12 protein-coding genes and 1 tRNA gene are annotated in these 15,301 nt (G+C 50.0%); 2 read left to right on the forward strand and 11 right to left on the reverse strand.

The window, feature by feature from the left end; all coding sequences use genetic code 11:
• From CLOSYM_RS14875 to CLOSYM_RS14890, 4 genes are all read right to left on the reverse strand, one after another.
• Positions 1-1,142 (reverse strand): sugar ABC transporter ATP-binding protein (locus CLOSYM_RS14875; protein WP_021642734.1); only part of this gene is annotated, 1,142 nt, incomplete at its 3' end.
• A gap of 3 nt (positions 1,143-1,145) precedes the next feature.
• Positions 1,146-2,099, reverse strand: coding sequence for a glycyl-radical enzyme activating protein (locus CLOSYM_RS14880; RefSeq protein ID WP_021642735.1), 954 nt, complete (start codon positions 2,097-2,099; stop codon positions 1,146-1,148).
• A gap of 115 nt (positions 2,100-2,214) precedes the next feature.
• A complete protein-coding gene (locus CLOSYM_RS14885) occupies positions 2,215-4,698 on the reverse strand; it encodes a glycyl radical protein (protein ID WP_021642736.1) in 2,484 nt (827 codons plus the stop codon).
• Positions 4,699-4,709: 11 nt separating this feature from the next.
• Positions 4,710-5,867, reverse strand: coding sequence for a substrate-binding domain-containing protein (locus CLOSYM_RS14890; protein WP_044902496.1), 1,158 nt, complete (start codon positions 5,865-5,867; stop codon positions 4,710-4,712).
• Positions 5,868-6,182: 315 nt separating this feature from the next.
• Here CLOSYM_RS14890 and CLOSYM_RS14895 point away from each other — a divergent pair, with 315 nt between their 5' ends.
• The gene (locus tag CLOSYM_RS14895; protein WP_044902498.1) at positions 6,183-7,208 is read left to right on the forward strand and encodes a threonine aldolase family protein; all 1,026 of its coding nucleotides are present in this window, start codon (positions 6,183-6,185) and stop codon (positions 7,206-7,208) included.
• Between the two features lie 185 nt (positions 7,209-7,393).
• Positions 7,394-8,863 (forward strand): DEAD/DEAH box helicase, encoded by a 1,470-nt coding sequence (locus tag CLOSYM_RS14900; RefSeq protein WP_330362911.1) that lies wholly within the window; start codon positions 7,394-7,396, stop codon positions 8,861-8,863.
• Positions 8,864-9,037: 174 nt separating this feature from the next.
• On the opposite strand, the gene CLOSYM_RS14905 is transcribed toward CLOSYM_RS14900, so the two are convergent.
• The 7 genes from CLOSYM_RS14905 to CLOSYM_RS23485 form a co-directional block, all read right to left on the reverse strand.
• Positions 9,038-9,110: transfer RNA gene (locus CLOSYM_RS14905), tRNA-Gln, on the reverse strand.
• A gap of 131 nt (positions 9,111-9,241) precedes the next feature.
• The gene (locus tag CLOSYM_RS14910) at positions 9,242-10,705 is read right to left on the reverse strand and encodes an anti-sigma-I factor RsgI family protein (protein ID WP_021642740.1); all 1,464 of its coding nucleotides are present in this window, start codon (positions 10,703-10,705) and stop codon (positions 9,242-9,244) included.
• Positions 10,702-11,292 carry an RNA polymerase sigma factor gene (locus CLOSYM_RS14915; RefSeq protein WP_003501764.1) on the reverse strand — a complete coding sequence of 197 codons (591 nt, stop codon included), beginning with the start codon at positions 11,290-11,292 and terminating at the stop codon, positions 10,702-10,704. The genes CLOSYM_RS14910 and CLOSYM_RS14915 overlap by 4 nt, the downstream gene beginning before the upstream one ends.
• Before the next feature lie 45 nt (positions 11,293-11,337).
• Complete coding sequence (truA, locus tag CLOSYM_RS14920; protein WP_021642741.1) at positions 11,338-12,135, reverse strand: tRNA pseudouridine(38-40) synthase TruA; 798 nt, start codon at positions 12,133-12,135, stop codon at positions 11,338-11,340.
• The gene (locus CLOSYM_RS14925) at positions 12,117-12,611 is read right to left on the reverse strand and encodes a VanZ family protein (RefSeq protein ID WP_021642742.1); all 495 of its coding nucleotides are present in this window, start codon (positions 12,609-12,611) and stop codon (positions 12,117-12,119) included. The genes truA and CLOSYM_RS14925 overlap by 19 nt, the downstream gene beginning before the upstream one ends.
• Before the next feature lie 4 nt (positions 12,612-12,615).
• Positions 12,616-13,797 carry an aminotransferase class I/II-fold pyridoxal phosphate-dependent enzyme gene (locus CLOSYM_RS14930; protein WP_044902500.1) on the reverse strand — a complete coding sequence of 394 codons (1,182 nt, stop codon included), beginning with the start codon at positions 13,795-13,797 and terminating at the stop codon, positions 12,616-12,618.
• Positions 13,798-13,887: 90 nt separating this feature from the next.
• A complete protein-coding gene (locus CLOSYM_RS23485) occupies positions 13,888-15,276 on the reverse strand; it encodes a DUF2812 domain-containing protein (RefSeq protein WP_242828685.1) in 1,389 nt (462 codons plus the stop codon).
• Between the last annotated feature and the right edge of the window lie 25 nt (positions 15,277-15,301).

Genomic DNA, 15,301 nt, shown 5'->3' on the forward strand with positions numbered 1-15,301 from the left:
AAAGTGCTTGACTTTTTATTAGCAGGCTTCCTTAAGTTCAGCCTGCCCCATTTTGTCATTTTTTTAAGGCTGGCAAGAGTAGTATTTTCCTTAATATTCATCATCAGGACAAGCCCCTGCTTCTTTCTGTCCTCCGGAACCAGACTGATCTTCCGTGCAATCGCATCTCCCGGACAGCGGATATCCGCCTGACGGCCGTCGATTTTAATCGTACCCGAAGTGCGCGGATCGGCTCCGAACACGGCCCGGACAAATTCTGTACGCCCCGCTCCAACCAGACCGGCAATTCCTAGAATTTCTCCCCGATGTACCTTAAGGCTGATATCCTGCAGTCTGTCCTTCGTTGAAAGATGTTCCACCTCCAATACCGGTTCTCCGATATCGGCTTTGGATTTGGGGTACATGTCCTTTAATTCCCGTCCGACCATCAGCCGGATCATGTCCTTAATTTCTACATCCTTTACCAAAGCCTTGCCTACATAACAGCCGTCCCGCAGTACTGTGATACAGTCGCAGATTTCTTTGATCTCAGCCAGTCGGTGCGATACATAGATTACGGCTACCTGCTGTCGCTTGAGCTCCCTGATTACGGCAAACAGATTGTCGATCTCCTTCTGAGTCAGCGGAGCCGTGGGCTCATCCATCACGATAATCCGCGCCTCCCTGGAGAGGGCCTTCGCAATCTCCACCATCTGCTGCTGCGCCACTGACAGGGAAGAGACCGGAATGCCCGGATCGATGTCGAGTCCGACTCTCTTCAAAAGAAACATACTGTCTTCACGGCATTTTTTCCAGTTAATCACCCCGCCCTTTTTCGTGGGCTGACGCCCCAGGAATATATTCTCAGCCACACTCAGATGGGGGAGGCTGCTGAATTCCTGATAGATGATGGAGATGCCCAGTTGTTCTGCCAGCCTTGGGGTCATGGACTCCACCTTTTTTCCGTCTATGTAGATGTCTCCTTCATCCTTCACGTAAGCTCCCGACAGGATTTTCAGCAGTGTGGATTTACCGGCACCGTTTTCTCCTAAAAGAGCGTGGATTTCTCCTCTTTTCACCTCTAAATTCACCTGCGAAAGCGCCTTCACGCCCGGAAATGATTTACTGATATTCACCATCCGCAGATAACTGTTGTCTTCCATTCGCTATTCCCTCCTTAAGCCCAATTTTGATACCACGGCCTCCAGCTCCTTCATCTTTTCCTTCGACGGCGGCACGATATCTCCCAATTGGTATTCTCTTCCTATATTCCGGTATTTCCCTCTTCCCAGCCGGTGATAGGGAAGGAGCTCGTACCGTTCCACTCCCGGCAGATGTTTCTTTATCCAGTCTGCCATCGCCGCAATATCTCCGGAGGTATCATTGATTCCAGGGATGACGGGCGTACGGACCGCCAGTTCAAGGCGATGGGTCCGGGCATACGCTGCAGCCCGCCTGATATTATCCAGAATAATCTGATTGCTGACCCCTGTATATTTGACATGCTTTTCCTCCGGCAGCAGCTTCATATCCATGAACAGAACATCCAAATAGGGAAGGCATGCCTGAATCTTGTCCCACTCTGCGAACATGCTGCTCTCCATCACCGTATGGAGTCCCCGTTCTTTCGCCGCCGTCAGAAGCTCCAGCAGAAATTCAGGCTGAGCCAGAGGTTCCCCGCCCGTCATGGTGACGCCTCCCCCGCTGCTTCTGTAGATCCCCTCGTCTCTCATCACTTCCTCCAGAACCATGTCTGCCGTCATAACCTCTCCCATAACCGTGAGCGCCTGTGCATAACATGCCTTCGTACAGCAAAAAGCGTTCTCCTGCTCTGCTCCTCTGCTGCACCGTCCTCGGCATATCTCATAATCCAGCCTGATCCATGGATCCGACGTATGTATGGCGCCGTGAGGGCAGTGTTCCACACAGCTTAAGCAGTGAATACATTTATCGCCGAATAAAGCCGGTTCCCGGCAGAACTCCTGTGATTCAGGGTTGCTGCACCACTGACAGGACAGGGGACATCCTTTAAAAAACACATTGGTCCGGATACCCGGCCCATCATGAAGGCTCCATCTCTGTATATCAAAAATGACTCCCTTTTTCTTTTCATCTGTCATACTTTTCCTCCCAAAGCCGCCTCCCTCATCAGGCGCGGACTAATGTAATACGGCGTCCCTTTAGCCGGAACTTAAGGGACGCCGCGTCAGAACATGTTTATAATTTATTCGATCATTACAGCCGTTCTTCCGTCCGCTCAATGATATCCTGCTGCACTTTCTTTTCCAGGTTTACAAAGTAAGCGGAGTATCCGGCCACCCTCACAATCAGATTCTGGTATTTGGCTGGGTCCTGCTGCGCCCTTAGAAGCGTCTCGCGGCTGACTACATTGAACTGCATCTGCATTCCTCCCAGTGAAAAATAATAATCACTTAAATTTACCAGCCGGTTCAGCCCCGCGTCTTCTGACAAATCCTGGGGAAGCAGTTTTAGATTATAAAGCGAACCCTCCGATAAAATCAGGTTATTGCATCTGGATACGGATCGCACTGCGGCGGTCGGCCCCTTCGTATCGGTACCTCTCATCGGCGACTGTCCGTCTGACAAGGACATCCCGCCCGGTCTTCCGTCCGGCAGCGCGCCAGTCAGGAGCCCGAAAGGCGTGTTGGATGAAACAGTGGTCGTAGACGCCTGGAATATTCCTCCGATGGGTCCCCTTCCGTACCTGGTATTCTTGTATTTCGGAAGTTCCTCACACACAGACTCAAGCACGCGGCTGACGATTTTGTCCACCTCCTCCACATCATTTCCATATTTGGGAACGTGAAGGCACATCTGCTGAATCTGCGGTCCTGTCGGGTTCGTCGTCAAATCTTCGAAATTAGTCAGCAGAGCATGCTTTAACTGTTTTCCGGTAATCATCTTATCGTCGAACACAAGCTTCTTAATAGCGTAAAGGCTGTTGCCCGTATTGGCGGTGCCGATTGTCTCATTACCGGTAAAATCATATTTGGCTCCGCCCCTCTTGATCGATTTGCCCCGCTCTAAAACAGTGAGGGTGCATCCCATCACAGAGGTAAGCGGTTCCTCCATATATTCTTCCCACAACCGGTCCGTCGTGTTATCCATCACCGCATGGATCCCGGCATAATAACGCATCTGGTCCTGAAACGCATCCCAGACCTCTTCGAAACTCTCGAAGCTCTCCAGATCCTTTCCATTCTGATTCTCATGCAGTGTCACACCGCTCGCCGGATCCTTCCCGTTATACAGGCTGACTTCCAGAATCTTGGCAAGACAGAACCATGCGGCGCCGGTCCGCCCCCCGCGAAGGCCTGCCACGCCTGGCTCGGCACAGCCGACAATGCAGTAATCCGACGCGTCTTTTCTGCTGTATCCCCGGTTCATCATGGCCGGTATATACAATTCATCATTCGCCACGGCCGGAAACCCGGTCCCGAGACGTATTGTCTCTGCAATCTTAAGCTTAAATTCCTCCGGTGTCTTCTTATGCCATCTTACATAATGGGACGGCTGCAGAGTCCTGGTGTTAGCGATGCAGTCCATAATGATGTAAGACAGCTCATTGGTAGCGTCTTCTCCGGTCTCCGGATCGATCCCGCCGGTCGTCAGATTCTGGAAAATCGGTTTTCCTCTGAAATACGCCGTATCATCCCAGGAACGCATCCGCTCCACGGTGGATAAGAGTACAAAGAAATTCTGGATCAGCTCCACTGCGGATTCTCTGGTGAGTCTTCCCTCCTCCACGTCCTTTCGGTAGTACGGAATCATCACCTGATCAAATCTTCCCGGGCTGATACCCTGGGCATTATCCTCTATCTGGATGCCAAACTGGACAAAGGTCATAAACTGCAGCGCCTCATGAAAGGTATCCGCCGGATGCTCCGGCACCTTTCCGCAGATCCTTGACAGCTCCCTGAGTTCCTCTGCCCGTTTAGCGTCCGGCTCTTGTTCAGCCAGCTCCGCCGCCAGATCCCGGTAGCGGTGGGCGTAATCTATCATCGCCTGGCATACAGTCTTAGCCGCCAGATAAAAGCGGTGCTTTTCGATTCCCTCCACAGTCCACATTTCCAGTTCTGCCATATGCTGATCACAAAGCCTGATAACCTCCTTCAGTCCATGTGTAAAAAGCCATGGCCATGGAGGCGTCAGATGACCGCAGCCGCCATGCATGAAATTCACGATATTGACGGCTCCCACGTCATCCTGCGCCGATATCGCTTCCGCCGGCAGATTCGCATAGAGACGGTCCTTATGGGTATTTCCCTTCCAGAACCGGATTATCTCCTCCAGCTCCGGCATATCCGATCGGCGGTATTCGATCCGGTCCGCCGGTCTCTCGTCCGGATAATAAGGCGATCCGCCGATAAATTCTTCCTCCAGGAAGTCCACCGCATATTCGGGAAACAGCGGGGCATAGTTAGGCCTGCTTGCCTGGTTTCCCGCTAAGAGGCTGCCCGGAAGGATATAGAGCGACATATGATTCAGTATTTCCTTCAGGGAAACCGCCCTCAGCTGTATAGGCAAAAGCGCACGGTTCTCCTGATATACCTTCGTTATGATCCTTCCGCGCTCCATACACATGCCGACCCGGGAGGCCCCCACATATTCATAGAGCCGGTCTATCCGCTCGGTCCGCTCCGGCTTCTGGCACATCTGATAATGTAAAGGTTCTTGTTCAATCGTATCGGTACTCATAAGTTTCCTCCTTACCACCCCTGAAACTCCGGTTCGTTGCAGTTCGTACTGTCAATCTTGTAGCAGGTGGGGCGCAGCCAGGTAAAACCGTCATCTGTCTCCGTTACTTCGATCGGCGTTCCCTTATACTGGATATTACTGTAATCTACACTCTCACCTTTCGCCAATTTATATGCCACTTCTACGGCTACCGCCTGCTCGTCCGGTTTAAACATAACCTCGTAATTGATTTTTCCAGCCCGGACCGCATCCAGCGCTTCCTTCTCACCGTCCACACTGATGATCTGAAATTCGCCCATGCGTCCGGCAGCCTCGACAGCCTGCAGTCCTCCCAGCGCCATCTCATCGTTCATATAATAAATCGCCTGAAAATCGCCTTCATTCGGGTATCTCTGAAGAATTGTCTCCGTCACTTCCATTCCTTTGGTCCGGTCAAAATCACCGTCTACCTTATAGATGACTTCAATGCTTGGCTCTTCCTCCAGCTTGGAATAATAAGCGCCGCCGCGGTCAATGGTGGATCCGGCTCCCGCCGTTCCCTCTACCACAACGACTTTACCCTTCGCATTACCTGCTCCGCCCAGCGCCTCTATCGTCTGCTCTGCCCCCTGTGTTCCGGAAAGCACCATATCCCAGGTGACATAACATTCCCAGGTAACATCCTGGCCCTGTTTTAAAATCCTGCGATCCACAATAATCAGAGGAATGCCCGCATCATTAATCTTCTTAATGGACGGAAGCATCGGATCCGATACGGCCGCCGTCAGAATGATGGCATCCACATTCTGGGCGATGAACGTATCAATTTGTGAAGCCTGTGTCGTCGCGTCATTCTTTCCATCTGCAAAAATCAGTTCACAGCCATCCAAACCGTCTGCTATCTCCTGCGCCCCCTGCATCAGAAGCTGATAGACCGGATGGTCAAAATATGCCATCGCCCATCCGATTGTAATCTTCTCACTCTTATCCCCGGCCGCCTTCACCGCCTCCGTGACAGCCTCCCCGGCAGCTGCCTTTGTATCACCCCCGGCCGCTTCCTGATTCGTCTCTGCCTGGGCCGCCCCGCCGCCCTGCGTACTGCATCCCATAAGCAGTCCCGCTGTCATGACTGCCGCTAAAAAGCATCCGGCCGTTCTCTTCCATGTTCTCATTTCCTTCATTCTCTTCATCGTATCGCTCCTTCTCCTTTTCATGGCTGAAACATATATCCGGCCGAACAGTTATATTGATCCATACTTCCGGCCGAACGGTTACTGATAATTATGCATAATTTTTGGTTGAGATTTTAAAATCTTTTATGTATTTTCTATAATGATTTTAACAATTACATCCGGGGGAGTAAATTCAATTTTATCTTCTGTTTTTTATACTTTTTTGACCTGGCCATACCGGCAGCGTCCCCACCTGCGTGGCTAAACTACTTGACAACCTCCCCTCAATCGCTCAAAATAAAATAAATGTATGAAAGAACAAGGAGGAACAACATGTACAGTTTTGCCAACGATTACAGCGAAGGTGCGCATCCGCGCATTTTGGAAGCAATGATGAATACAAACCTGGAACAAAATCCGGGATACGGAAAAGACGGACACTGTGAAAGAGCTGCCGGACTGATTCGGAAAGAGTGCGGACGGGAGGATATTGATGTCCACTTTATTCCCGGCGGCACTCAGACCAACCTGCTGGCAATTGCAAGGGCCTTACGCCCTCATGAGGCTGTGATCTCCGCCGAAACCGGCCATATCAACTGCCACGAAACGGGAGCCGTGGAAGCTACCGGACATAAGATTCTCACCATACCGTCGGCCGACGGAAAAATCCACGCCGCCGAAGTTTCTAAGCTCATCCGGCAGCACAATGCGGAGTTTACCGTACATCCTAAATTAGTCTACCTATCTAACACAACTGAGCTGGGAACACAGTATACAAAACAGGAACTGGAAGAGCTGAGCCATTTGTGCCGCCTGAACCATCTCTATCTGTTCCTGGACGGCGCCAGACTGGCCTCGGCGCTGACGAATGCCGCTAATGATATCACGCTGGAGGATTTGGCCGCGCTTACAGATCTGTTCTATATCGGCGGCACGAAGAACGGAGCGCTGTTCGGTGAGGCGCTGGTAATCGTGAATCCGGAGCTGAAATCCCACTTCCGTTACCATTTAAAGCAGAGAGGCGCGATGCTGGCTAAGGGATGGCTCCTGGGGCTGCAATTTGAGACGCTCTTCACCGACGGACTTTACTATGAGCTCGGGCAGCATGCCAACGAGATGGCCGGCATTCTCAGAGCCGGTTTCAAAGACTGCGGTTTTTCCTTCCTCTCCGACACTGCCTCCAACCAGATATTTCCTATTGTCAGCGCAAAACTGGCGGAAACTCTGGCGAAGGAATATACATTTGAGACGGAGCGTGTATTCGATAACGGAGATATGGCTATCCGTTTTGTCACTTCCTGGGCAACGCCGGAAAAAGCGGTCCGTGATTTTGTGTCTTACCTTAAAAACTGTAATTAATTGAAGGCAGTGACCTGTGCGCGGAGTGAGCAGGGTAAAAGTTCAGCCATGATGTATTCCGCGAAGTGTTTTCGCTGTTTTTTGCGAAAATCCCGAGTTGTGCGGCGCGAAACGGCGTTTTTTGCCGTTTCAAAAACTCGCTCTGGTAATTATCACCGTTCTGTGATAATATAAGGAGTTCACAATTGATTAGTCATAGAAGCGAAGGAAAATACCATTATATGAATTTTAAAGATTTGCAATTATCCCCCCTGCTATTAAAAGCGCTGGAAGAAAAAGGCTATGTAAGCCCTTCCCCTATTCAGGAAAAGGCCATTCCCCATGTGCTGGCCGGCCGGGACGTGCTGGGCTGTGCCCAGACCGGCACCGGAAAAACAGCCGCATTTGCGCTTCCCATTATACAAAATCTGATGAAGCCGTCCGAAAAAAAATATTCAAAAAGGGTAATACGCTCCCTGATTCTTACACCTACCAGGGAACTCGCCCTGCAGATTGCCGAGAATTTTAAGGAGTACGGCTCCCGCACCTCCGTCAGATGTGCCGTCATCTTCGGCGGAGTTTCCGCAAATCCCCAGATTGAAGAGCTGCGCCGCGGTATAGACATACTGGTTGCCACACCGGGCCGGCTTAATGATTTAGTCGGACAGGGTTTCGTTGATTTGGCTCATGTGGAAATTTTTGTTCTGGATGAAGCAGACCGTATGCTGGATATGGGATTTATCCATGATGTAAGAAAAATTATCTCATTGCTGCCGGTCAGAAAACAGACCTTGCTTTTCTCAGCAACCATGCCCGCGGAAATCCAGGCGCTGACAGATAAGCTTCTCCATAATCCGGCCAGAGTAGAGGTCACCCCTGTCTCATCAACCGTAGATATCATCGATGCTTCCCTGTATTATGTGGATAAAGAGAATAAGCGCTCTCTGCTGGTATATCTCCTGAATCATGAGGACATCACATCCACTCTTGTCTTCACCCGGACAAAACACGGCGCCGACCGTGTCGCTAAATTTTTAGTAAAAAACAGGATAAGCGCCGCCGCTATTCACGGAGATAAATCCCAGGGAGCCAGACAAACGGCCCTGAGCCATTTTAAATCGGGCGAGATTCAGGTCCTGGTGGCTACGGATATCGCAGCCAGGGGCATCGATATCGAAGAACTCTCCTGTGTCATTAACTTTGATCTTCCCAATATTCCTGAGACATATGTCCACCGCATCGGAAGAACCGGACGGGCCGGGCTGGGCGGACGGGCTATTTCCTTCAGCGACATTGAAGAGAAGGCATATGTCAAGGATATAGAAAAACTTACCGGTAAAGCGATTCCTGTCGTGGATACACATCCTTATCCTATGGCAGTATTTGCCGTTCCTCCGAAAGAGACGAAGCCGCGCCCTTCAAGAGTTACGGCAAAGAGTTCCGTAAAATCACAGACAAAAGCCCAAAGCGGCAGTCAGACAAAAAAACGGGCGAATACCCAGTCAAAAACTCCGGCCGGGAAACTTGTTAATCCGCAGAAAAAAGCTCCGACGGAAAAACCCGTCACCTCTCTGAAAAAAACTCCGGCAGAATCCCCGGCAAAAAAGCGTTTGAATCCACCGGCAAAAGAAAAGACAGGCTTTTTCTCCCGGAGAAAAAACTCCGGAGGAAAGTAATTTTCAAACACGCTCAAAACTGATTTCCGGGAAAGTCCGTGCCGCCGGTTTGGCAGTACGGACTTTCCCGGAGTTAGGAGTCTTACGGCACTCGCGCACACAGGTCACCGTCATCAATAAAAAAGAGAAACCCCGTACCGCTTTTACGCGATATGGGGTTTCTCTTTTCAGCAGCTGGGCCACAAGGATTCGAACCTTGAAAATGACGGAGTCAGAGTCCGTTGCCTTACCATTTGGCGATGGCCCAATCTTTATTAAGATTCCGCAGTCTGTTTTATGTCGGCTGCGGAATCTATTATATCATATTGATGGATTTCGTCAAGGCTTTTTTAGCATTTTTTGTAATTTTTTAAACAAAATGTGGAATTCGTTCTAATACTATCCGGCGGCCGCTTCACTTTGGGCCGGAGGGACGGTCTGTTCCCCTGCCGGCAGGCTGGTATTCTCCGGTTCAGTTGCCGGAAGCGTCTCAGGTATGCCGGAGGATTCTGCCGGAGCTGCAGTTTCTTCCGGTTTCTGGCTCTCCTTCGTCTCCTCCGTTTCCTCTTCATCGCCTTCCGTCACCTCATCGGCAATATCCGGCGTATCGAAGTATCCCTTAATGCTTGCATAGGAGCCACCGTCTCTCGGAGCCACGCCGGCCAGAATAAATTCATAATCGGCACCGCCCTCCAGGCCTTTTATCGAAATCTCACAGGAATCGGAACTGGTGTCGGTGATCATGGCCGAATAGCTTCCGCCGTTTTCATCCTTTACTGAAACAGTCGGGTTCTTCCATTTCACCTTGCCTTTAAATACGACATTCAGTTTTCCGTCTTCAAAATCCACATAATCGATCTTGGCTTTTTTGCCCGACTGGCCTTCCTGCGGCTCCTCCCCCGCTTCCGTTGATGTCGCGGGCGCGGTCGTATGAGGCTCAGTAGGCGGCGGAGTTGGAGCTGTCTCCGATGGCGGCAGCTCAGACGAACTTTCCTGTGTGGATTCTTCTGTTGTCTCCGCTCGGGAAGCGGTACTGCTCTCGCGTCCGGAGCTGCTTGGTCCCAGGGTGTCTTCCCCAGCCGGTTCCCCGTCATCCTCCCTGCGCACCGTATAAGCGCGGTCGGTGATTTCTTTTGCTATCTGCTCCATCGTCATTCCGGCGAATGCTTCCATGTCCTCTTCGCCGAGATCATTTTCATCAATTAATTCCTGCAGAAAGTATGCCTTACCATAAGAAATTCCATATTTCTGCGCCAGCTCCCTGACTTCGCCTGTGACAGGGGCCTGCTGATCATAGACAACAGCCTGTACCTTGTGTTCCTCCAATGATGCCTCAATATCAACCACGACATTCTGGCGCAGTTCGGAAGCCTTCTGCCGGTCATCATTGGCTACCGTTACAAGTATGGCGTTGTCCAAATCACTTAAATAACCATGACGTACCATGGATCCGATGAGTGCATTTACCGCGATGTCCACATCCACATGTTCCAAATCCATGTTGTCCAGGATCTCTTCGGCATCGCTGTTCAGCGGCTCCGCCTTCAGTACCTTATCATTACGGTTCACTGAAAGCTCGATACTGGGATTGACATCGATTCCAATAACCGATTCAACTCTTCCGTTCTGATATATGGCTACTCCCGTACCCAAAACGGCTACGCACAGGCATGCCGCAGCTACGGTTACCGCTGTGCGCATCCTCCGGTATATCCTCGTCACCTTTGACGGTCCGATATGGATTTCCTGAGGTGTTGTCAGATCGATTTTATCTAATATATCGGGAGTCAGGGTATCCACTGCCGATTTCAGATGTTTCGCTATCTCATCATTATTCCATTGTAAGTCTGAGTGATCGGTCAATGTTCTCCCTCCTCTCTCAGATGTTTCTGTAATTTCTTCATGGCACGATTGTATTTGGACAGCACAGTTGCCAGCGGCATCTCCAGATCCGCTGCAATCTCCCTGTGTTTCATGCCTGCTGTTGTATGTAACAGCACAATCTGCCGTTCCTCTTCGTTCAGGATATGGAGCGCTGCTTTAAGCACCATTTTGTCGGCAGCATCTTCTATCTGCGGACAGAACTCTCCCAATTCTCCTTCTGAGAGGTCAGAAAGACCAATATCGGCTTCCCTTTTCTGATCCCGGAACTTCATATAGCAGAGGTTTCTGGCAATGGTAAACATCCAGGCCAGCGGTTTCCCCTGAGATTTATAGCCCGCAGCAGAAGTCCAGATTTTCAGATAGGTCTCCTGCATGATCTCTTCTGCATCCTGCGGGTTTCGCAGAATCGACAGAATAAAGCCGTATATGGTTTTATCCGTATTCTGATAGAGTCTTTGAAATGCCTCTTTGTCGCCCTGGGCAACTCGTAAAAGCAGTTTCTCATCACTTAATTTATCATAAGCGACCGCCTCTTCCAGGGTTGTAAATATCCCCATCAAAAACATGGACTAAATTTCCTTTCTATTAATTTAATGCAAAGGAGCCGTTTCTTATTGCACACTTTGGAAAATTTTTTCTTCATATGCAACAGCGGAAAGAAACAGCCCCTTTGCAGGCGCTGTCTTTCCCGCCAGACTCCTGTCAAGGCTTTCCAAAGCCTCTTTAACGGACTGCACGCTCCGTTCGAGGAGCCCGGCTTCCACCAGAGTTCCAACTATAATACGCACCATATTGTAGAGGAACCCATTTCCCTCCAGCAGGATTTCAAGCTGCGTGCCGTCCCTGCGTATATCAATTCGGCTGATTGTTCTCACCGTCGATTTCTTTGTCTTTTTGAGTGAGGAAAACGCTCTGAAATCATGGGTTCCGACGAGAATTGACGCGGCCCTTTTCATTATTTCCAAATCAGGCTCTTTGCCAAGTCCGTACCTGTATTTCCTCTCAAACACATCATTTTTGTCCGCTGTTTCTATCCTGTATATATAGGTCTTAGACAGGGCATTCAGACGGCTGTGAAACCGGGGCCGGGCCTCCTCTGCGGCCAGCACCCTGATGTCTTCCGGAAGATATTCATTCAGATAGTTTTTAATTCGGATCATATCGGCAGCTTCTGTTTGACTGCCGCAAAAAGCAGACAGAGGAAGATGAAAATTAGCCACCTGACCCAGTGCATGGACACCTGCATCCGTCCGGCCGGAGCCATGAACCTCCACCGGCCCGCCTGCCAGACGCGAAAGAACAGCCTCCAGCTTTCCCTGAACCGTCTGCTGTGTGTTGCCCTGCTTCTGCCACCCGTCATAACGGGTTCCGTCGTACTGTAATAAAATTCTTATGTTCTTTTCTTCCACTTATTCTGAACCCCCGCTTTATTTTTCCCTCTCTTTTCAGCTTTCCCTGATATCAGGAAACAAATACAGGCATAAAGAATTGTACCTGTCACGGCTCCGCTCATATCCAGCCATACATCGCTGATCTGACCGGATCGTCCTTCTGTGAAAAGCTGTAATGTCTCGTCCACAAACGGGATAAAAAATATAAGCAGCATATGGAGCTGTCTTCTGAAAGCTGCGCCGCAGTCCAGATTTCTCATGCTCTGGAACAGCAGAATGCCAAGAAGCGTATATTCTGAAAAATGGGCGCACTTCCTGATAACGCGTTCTGTCAGCCATGGGGCCGAAAGTCCGGCCGCACCAATCGCCTGATGTACCAGACGCATGACAAATCCACTTTCCTCAGAAGAAAGATCCGCCGGTGTAAGGGAATTTGAGAAGATAAATACCACATAGGCCGCCAGTACCACATGCCATATTGTTTTCTTATACACGGCTTTAATGCTCCTGTCCGATATCTAATATTTTACTCGATTTTATAGCCTTTACCGCCCGGTGGATTGCCTCCTCATCCTGGACCAGAGCCATCCTGACATATCCTTCTCCCGAAGGGCCGAAAGCGCTTCCGGGGGTCACGAGAACCCCTGTCTGCTCAAATAACTCCTTTACGAATTCGAGAGAGGTATCAAAATGTCCGGGTACTTTAGCCCAGACAAACATTGTTGCTTCCGGTTTATCAATCTTCCATCCGATCTCCGCCAGCCCTTCACAGAGCAGATCACGCCGTTTTTCGTAGGCTGCCCTGGTCACTGCCACACAGCTCTGATCGCCTGTGACTGCCGCTGCCGCCGCCTTTTGGATCGGCAGAAACAAACCGTAGTCCATATTTGATTTTAACGTTTTAAGACGGCCGACTACCTCCCGGTTCCCGATGCAAAAGCCCACTCTCGCACCGGCCAGCCCGTATGTCTTGGAAAGGGAGTTAAATTCCACCCCCACTTCCCTGGCCCCCGGAAAGCGCAGAAAACTTCCGCAGCTCTTTCCGTCAAAGACAAGCTCGCTGTATGCGTTATCATGAAGCACGATTATATTATATTTTTTAGCAAAAGCGATCAATTCGCGGTAGAAGCTGTCAGGCGCCACAGCCGTGGTCGGGTTGTTCGGATAGGAGACAATCATCAGTCTGGCCTCCATCGCCACTTCCTCGGGAATCTCGCTCAGATTTATAACGTAATGATTCTCTTTTTTCTGCGGCATATAGTACAGGGACGCGCCTGCCAGAGACGGGCCGTCCGCAAATATCGGATAGCAGGGATCCGGAACCAGTACCCTGTCGCCCTCGTCCACAATCGACAGGGCAATATGGGCCAGGCCCTCCTGGGAGCCCAGAAGAGAACAGATTTCCGTCTCCGGGTCAAGCTCCACACTGTAACGGTTTTTGTACCACCGGGATACCGCATTTAAAAGTTCCTTCTGATCACTGATAGCGTAAATATAATTCTCAGGCACCAGACATTCTTCGCTCAGAACCTTCAGGATATGGGGGGCAGGAGGAATATTCGGCGCGCCGATACTCAAATCCACAATCTCTTTTCCCTCCTCCAGCCTCCTATGTTTCATCTGGGCCAGCATCGTAAAAACACCTTCCCCGAAGCGGTCCATCCTCTTTGCAAATTCCATCTGATTTCCTCCGTTCTTTTGCAGGGCAGAAAAAGCCAATTTAAGTCATTATATTACAAAGGAGGCTGAAAGTAAAGAGCTGGCGGAGTGTTAATCCGCCATAGCCTTCACAGCCGGCTCTATGACATCGCGCTCTGTCACGGTTGAATAATCAAGGGCCAGAAGTTCCTTTTCATTTGAAATAACGTATAAATCACGCTCCCGGTCCGGCCACTCACTGATATAATTATAATCAGGATCCTCCTCCGTAAGCTTAGCGGTACCAATCCACCGGTAGTGGTATCTTACAACCGACGTTCCGCCTTCGATCCAGCTTTCCTTTATCTGCACATCCCAAACATTCCCCCTGTATACGGGGTATGTTTTTTTAGTAGATTGAATGATCCAGGGCAGAGGACTTTTGAAATACTCCATTGTGAGATTTTGTACTGTTCCCGCATCATCCCGCATGACGCCGCTTTCTCTCTGGTAAAAGCACAGCAGAGTCTGCTGGCTTTTTTCGCTCCATCCCTCCTCGAACGTGTAACCGCCCAGTTCTTCGAACGAAGACGGGAATTCGGCGATCCGATCGTACCTGCGTTCTTCCGTATCCTTATCGGGAAAGAGCATGACAATCTGCATAGTGAAAAATACCAGCGCCACAGTACCGACGATAACGGTTGCAACGATATAAATCATGGCTTTTCCCGTTTTTGTGGCATTTTCCGTCTCCCTCACCATCTCCAGTATTTTGCCACAGTATAAAGCAAACATTATAAACAGAATCAACAGCAGTGTGATTGGGATAGCCCTTGATTTTCCTCCTGAGCAGATCACAAATGCAAGCATTATAATAATTATGATTCCTCCCGCTATATTTCTGAACCTTACCTGATTCCAGGTAGTAACAGGAAATTTATCTGTTTTTCTGAGACTTCTCTCTGCTTTCCAGAACCATAAAGCCGGCCCGGCCAGCCGTCCGGTCATAATCAGAATCAGTATGGCGTAAAAACCAATCAGTATTATATTTTCATACGATGAGAATCTGATTCCCGGCTCCTTTATGAACGAAGACAGCATCCACAGCCATAATCCGATTGTAAACAGCTGTCCCAGCACCTTTCCCCAGGAAAATGTAATTCTTCTCTGGTTCTCCAGCCGAATCTCCGGGTCGGTCTCGATAGGAACCAAAGCTTCGTCCTCCGTATAAAAGATCTGCCACAGTGTCCCTCCATACTGGAGTTTCCAGCCCGCCTCCTCACAATACTCACGGAACTGCCGGGCGTTCCAGTTGTCCGCGCTGTCCAGCCCCGAACTGCCGGGAAGAACAGCCACACAAAAATTCAGTTTTTTCGGCTCCCCCTTTTCAAATCTCAGGATTCCGTTCTGGTGGATATTTGTTAAAAACCATCCCTTAGCCGCCTTATATTCCAGGTATTCGGCAAACGCCTCCGTCTCGTATTCCCGGAATGTAATAAATTTATACCGTATTTTTACCATAAACGGCTTCCCCCTTCCATCCATA

The sequence above is a fragment of the [Clostridium] symbiosum ATCC 14940 genome (assembly GCF_000466485.1).
Lineage (GTDB): Bacteria > Bacillota > Clostridia > Lachnospirales > Lachnospiraceae > Otoolea > Otoolea symbiosa.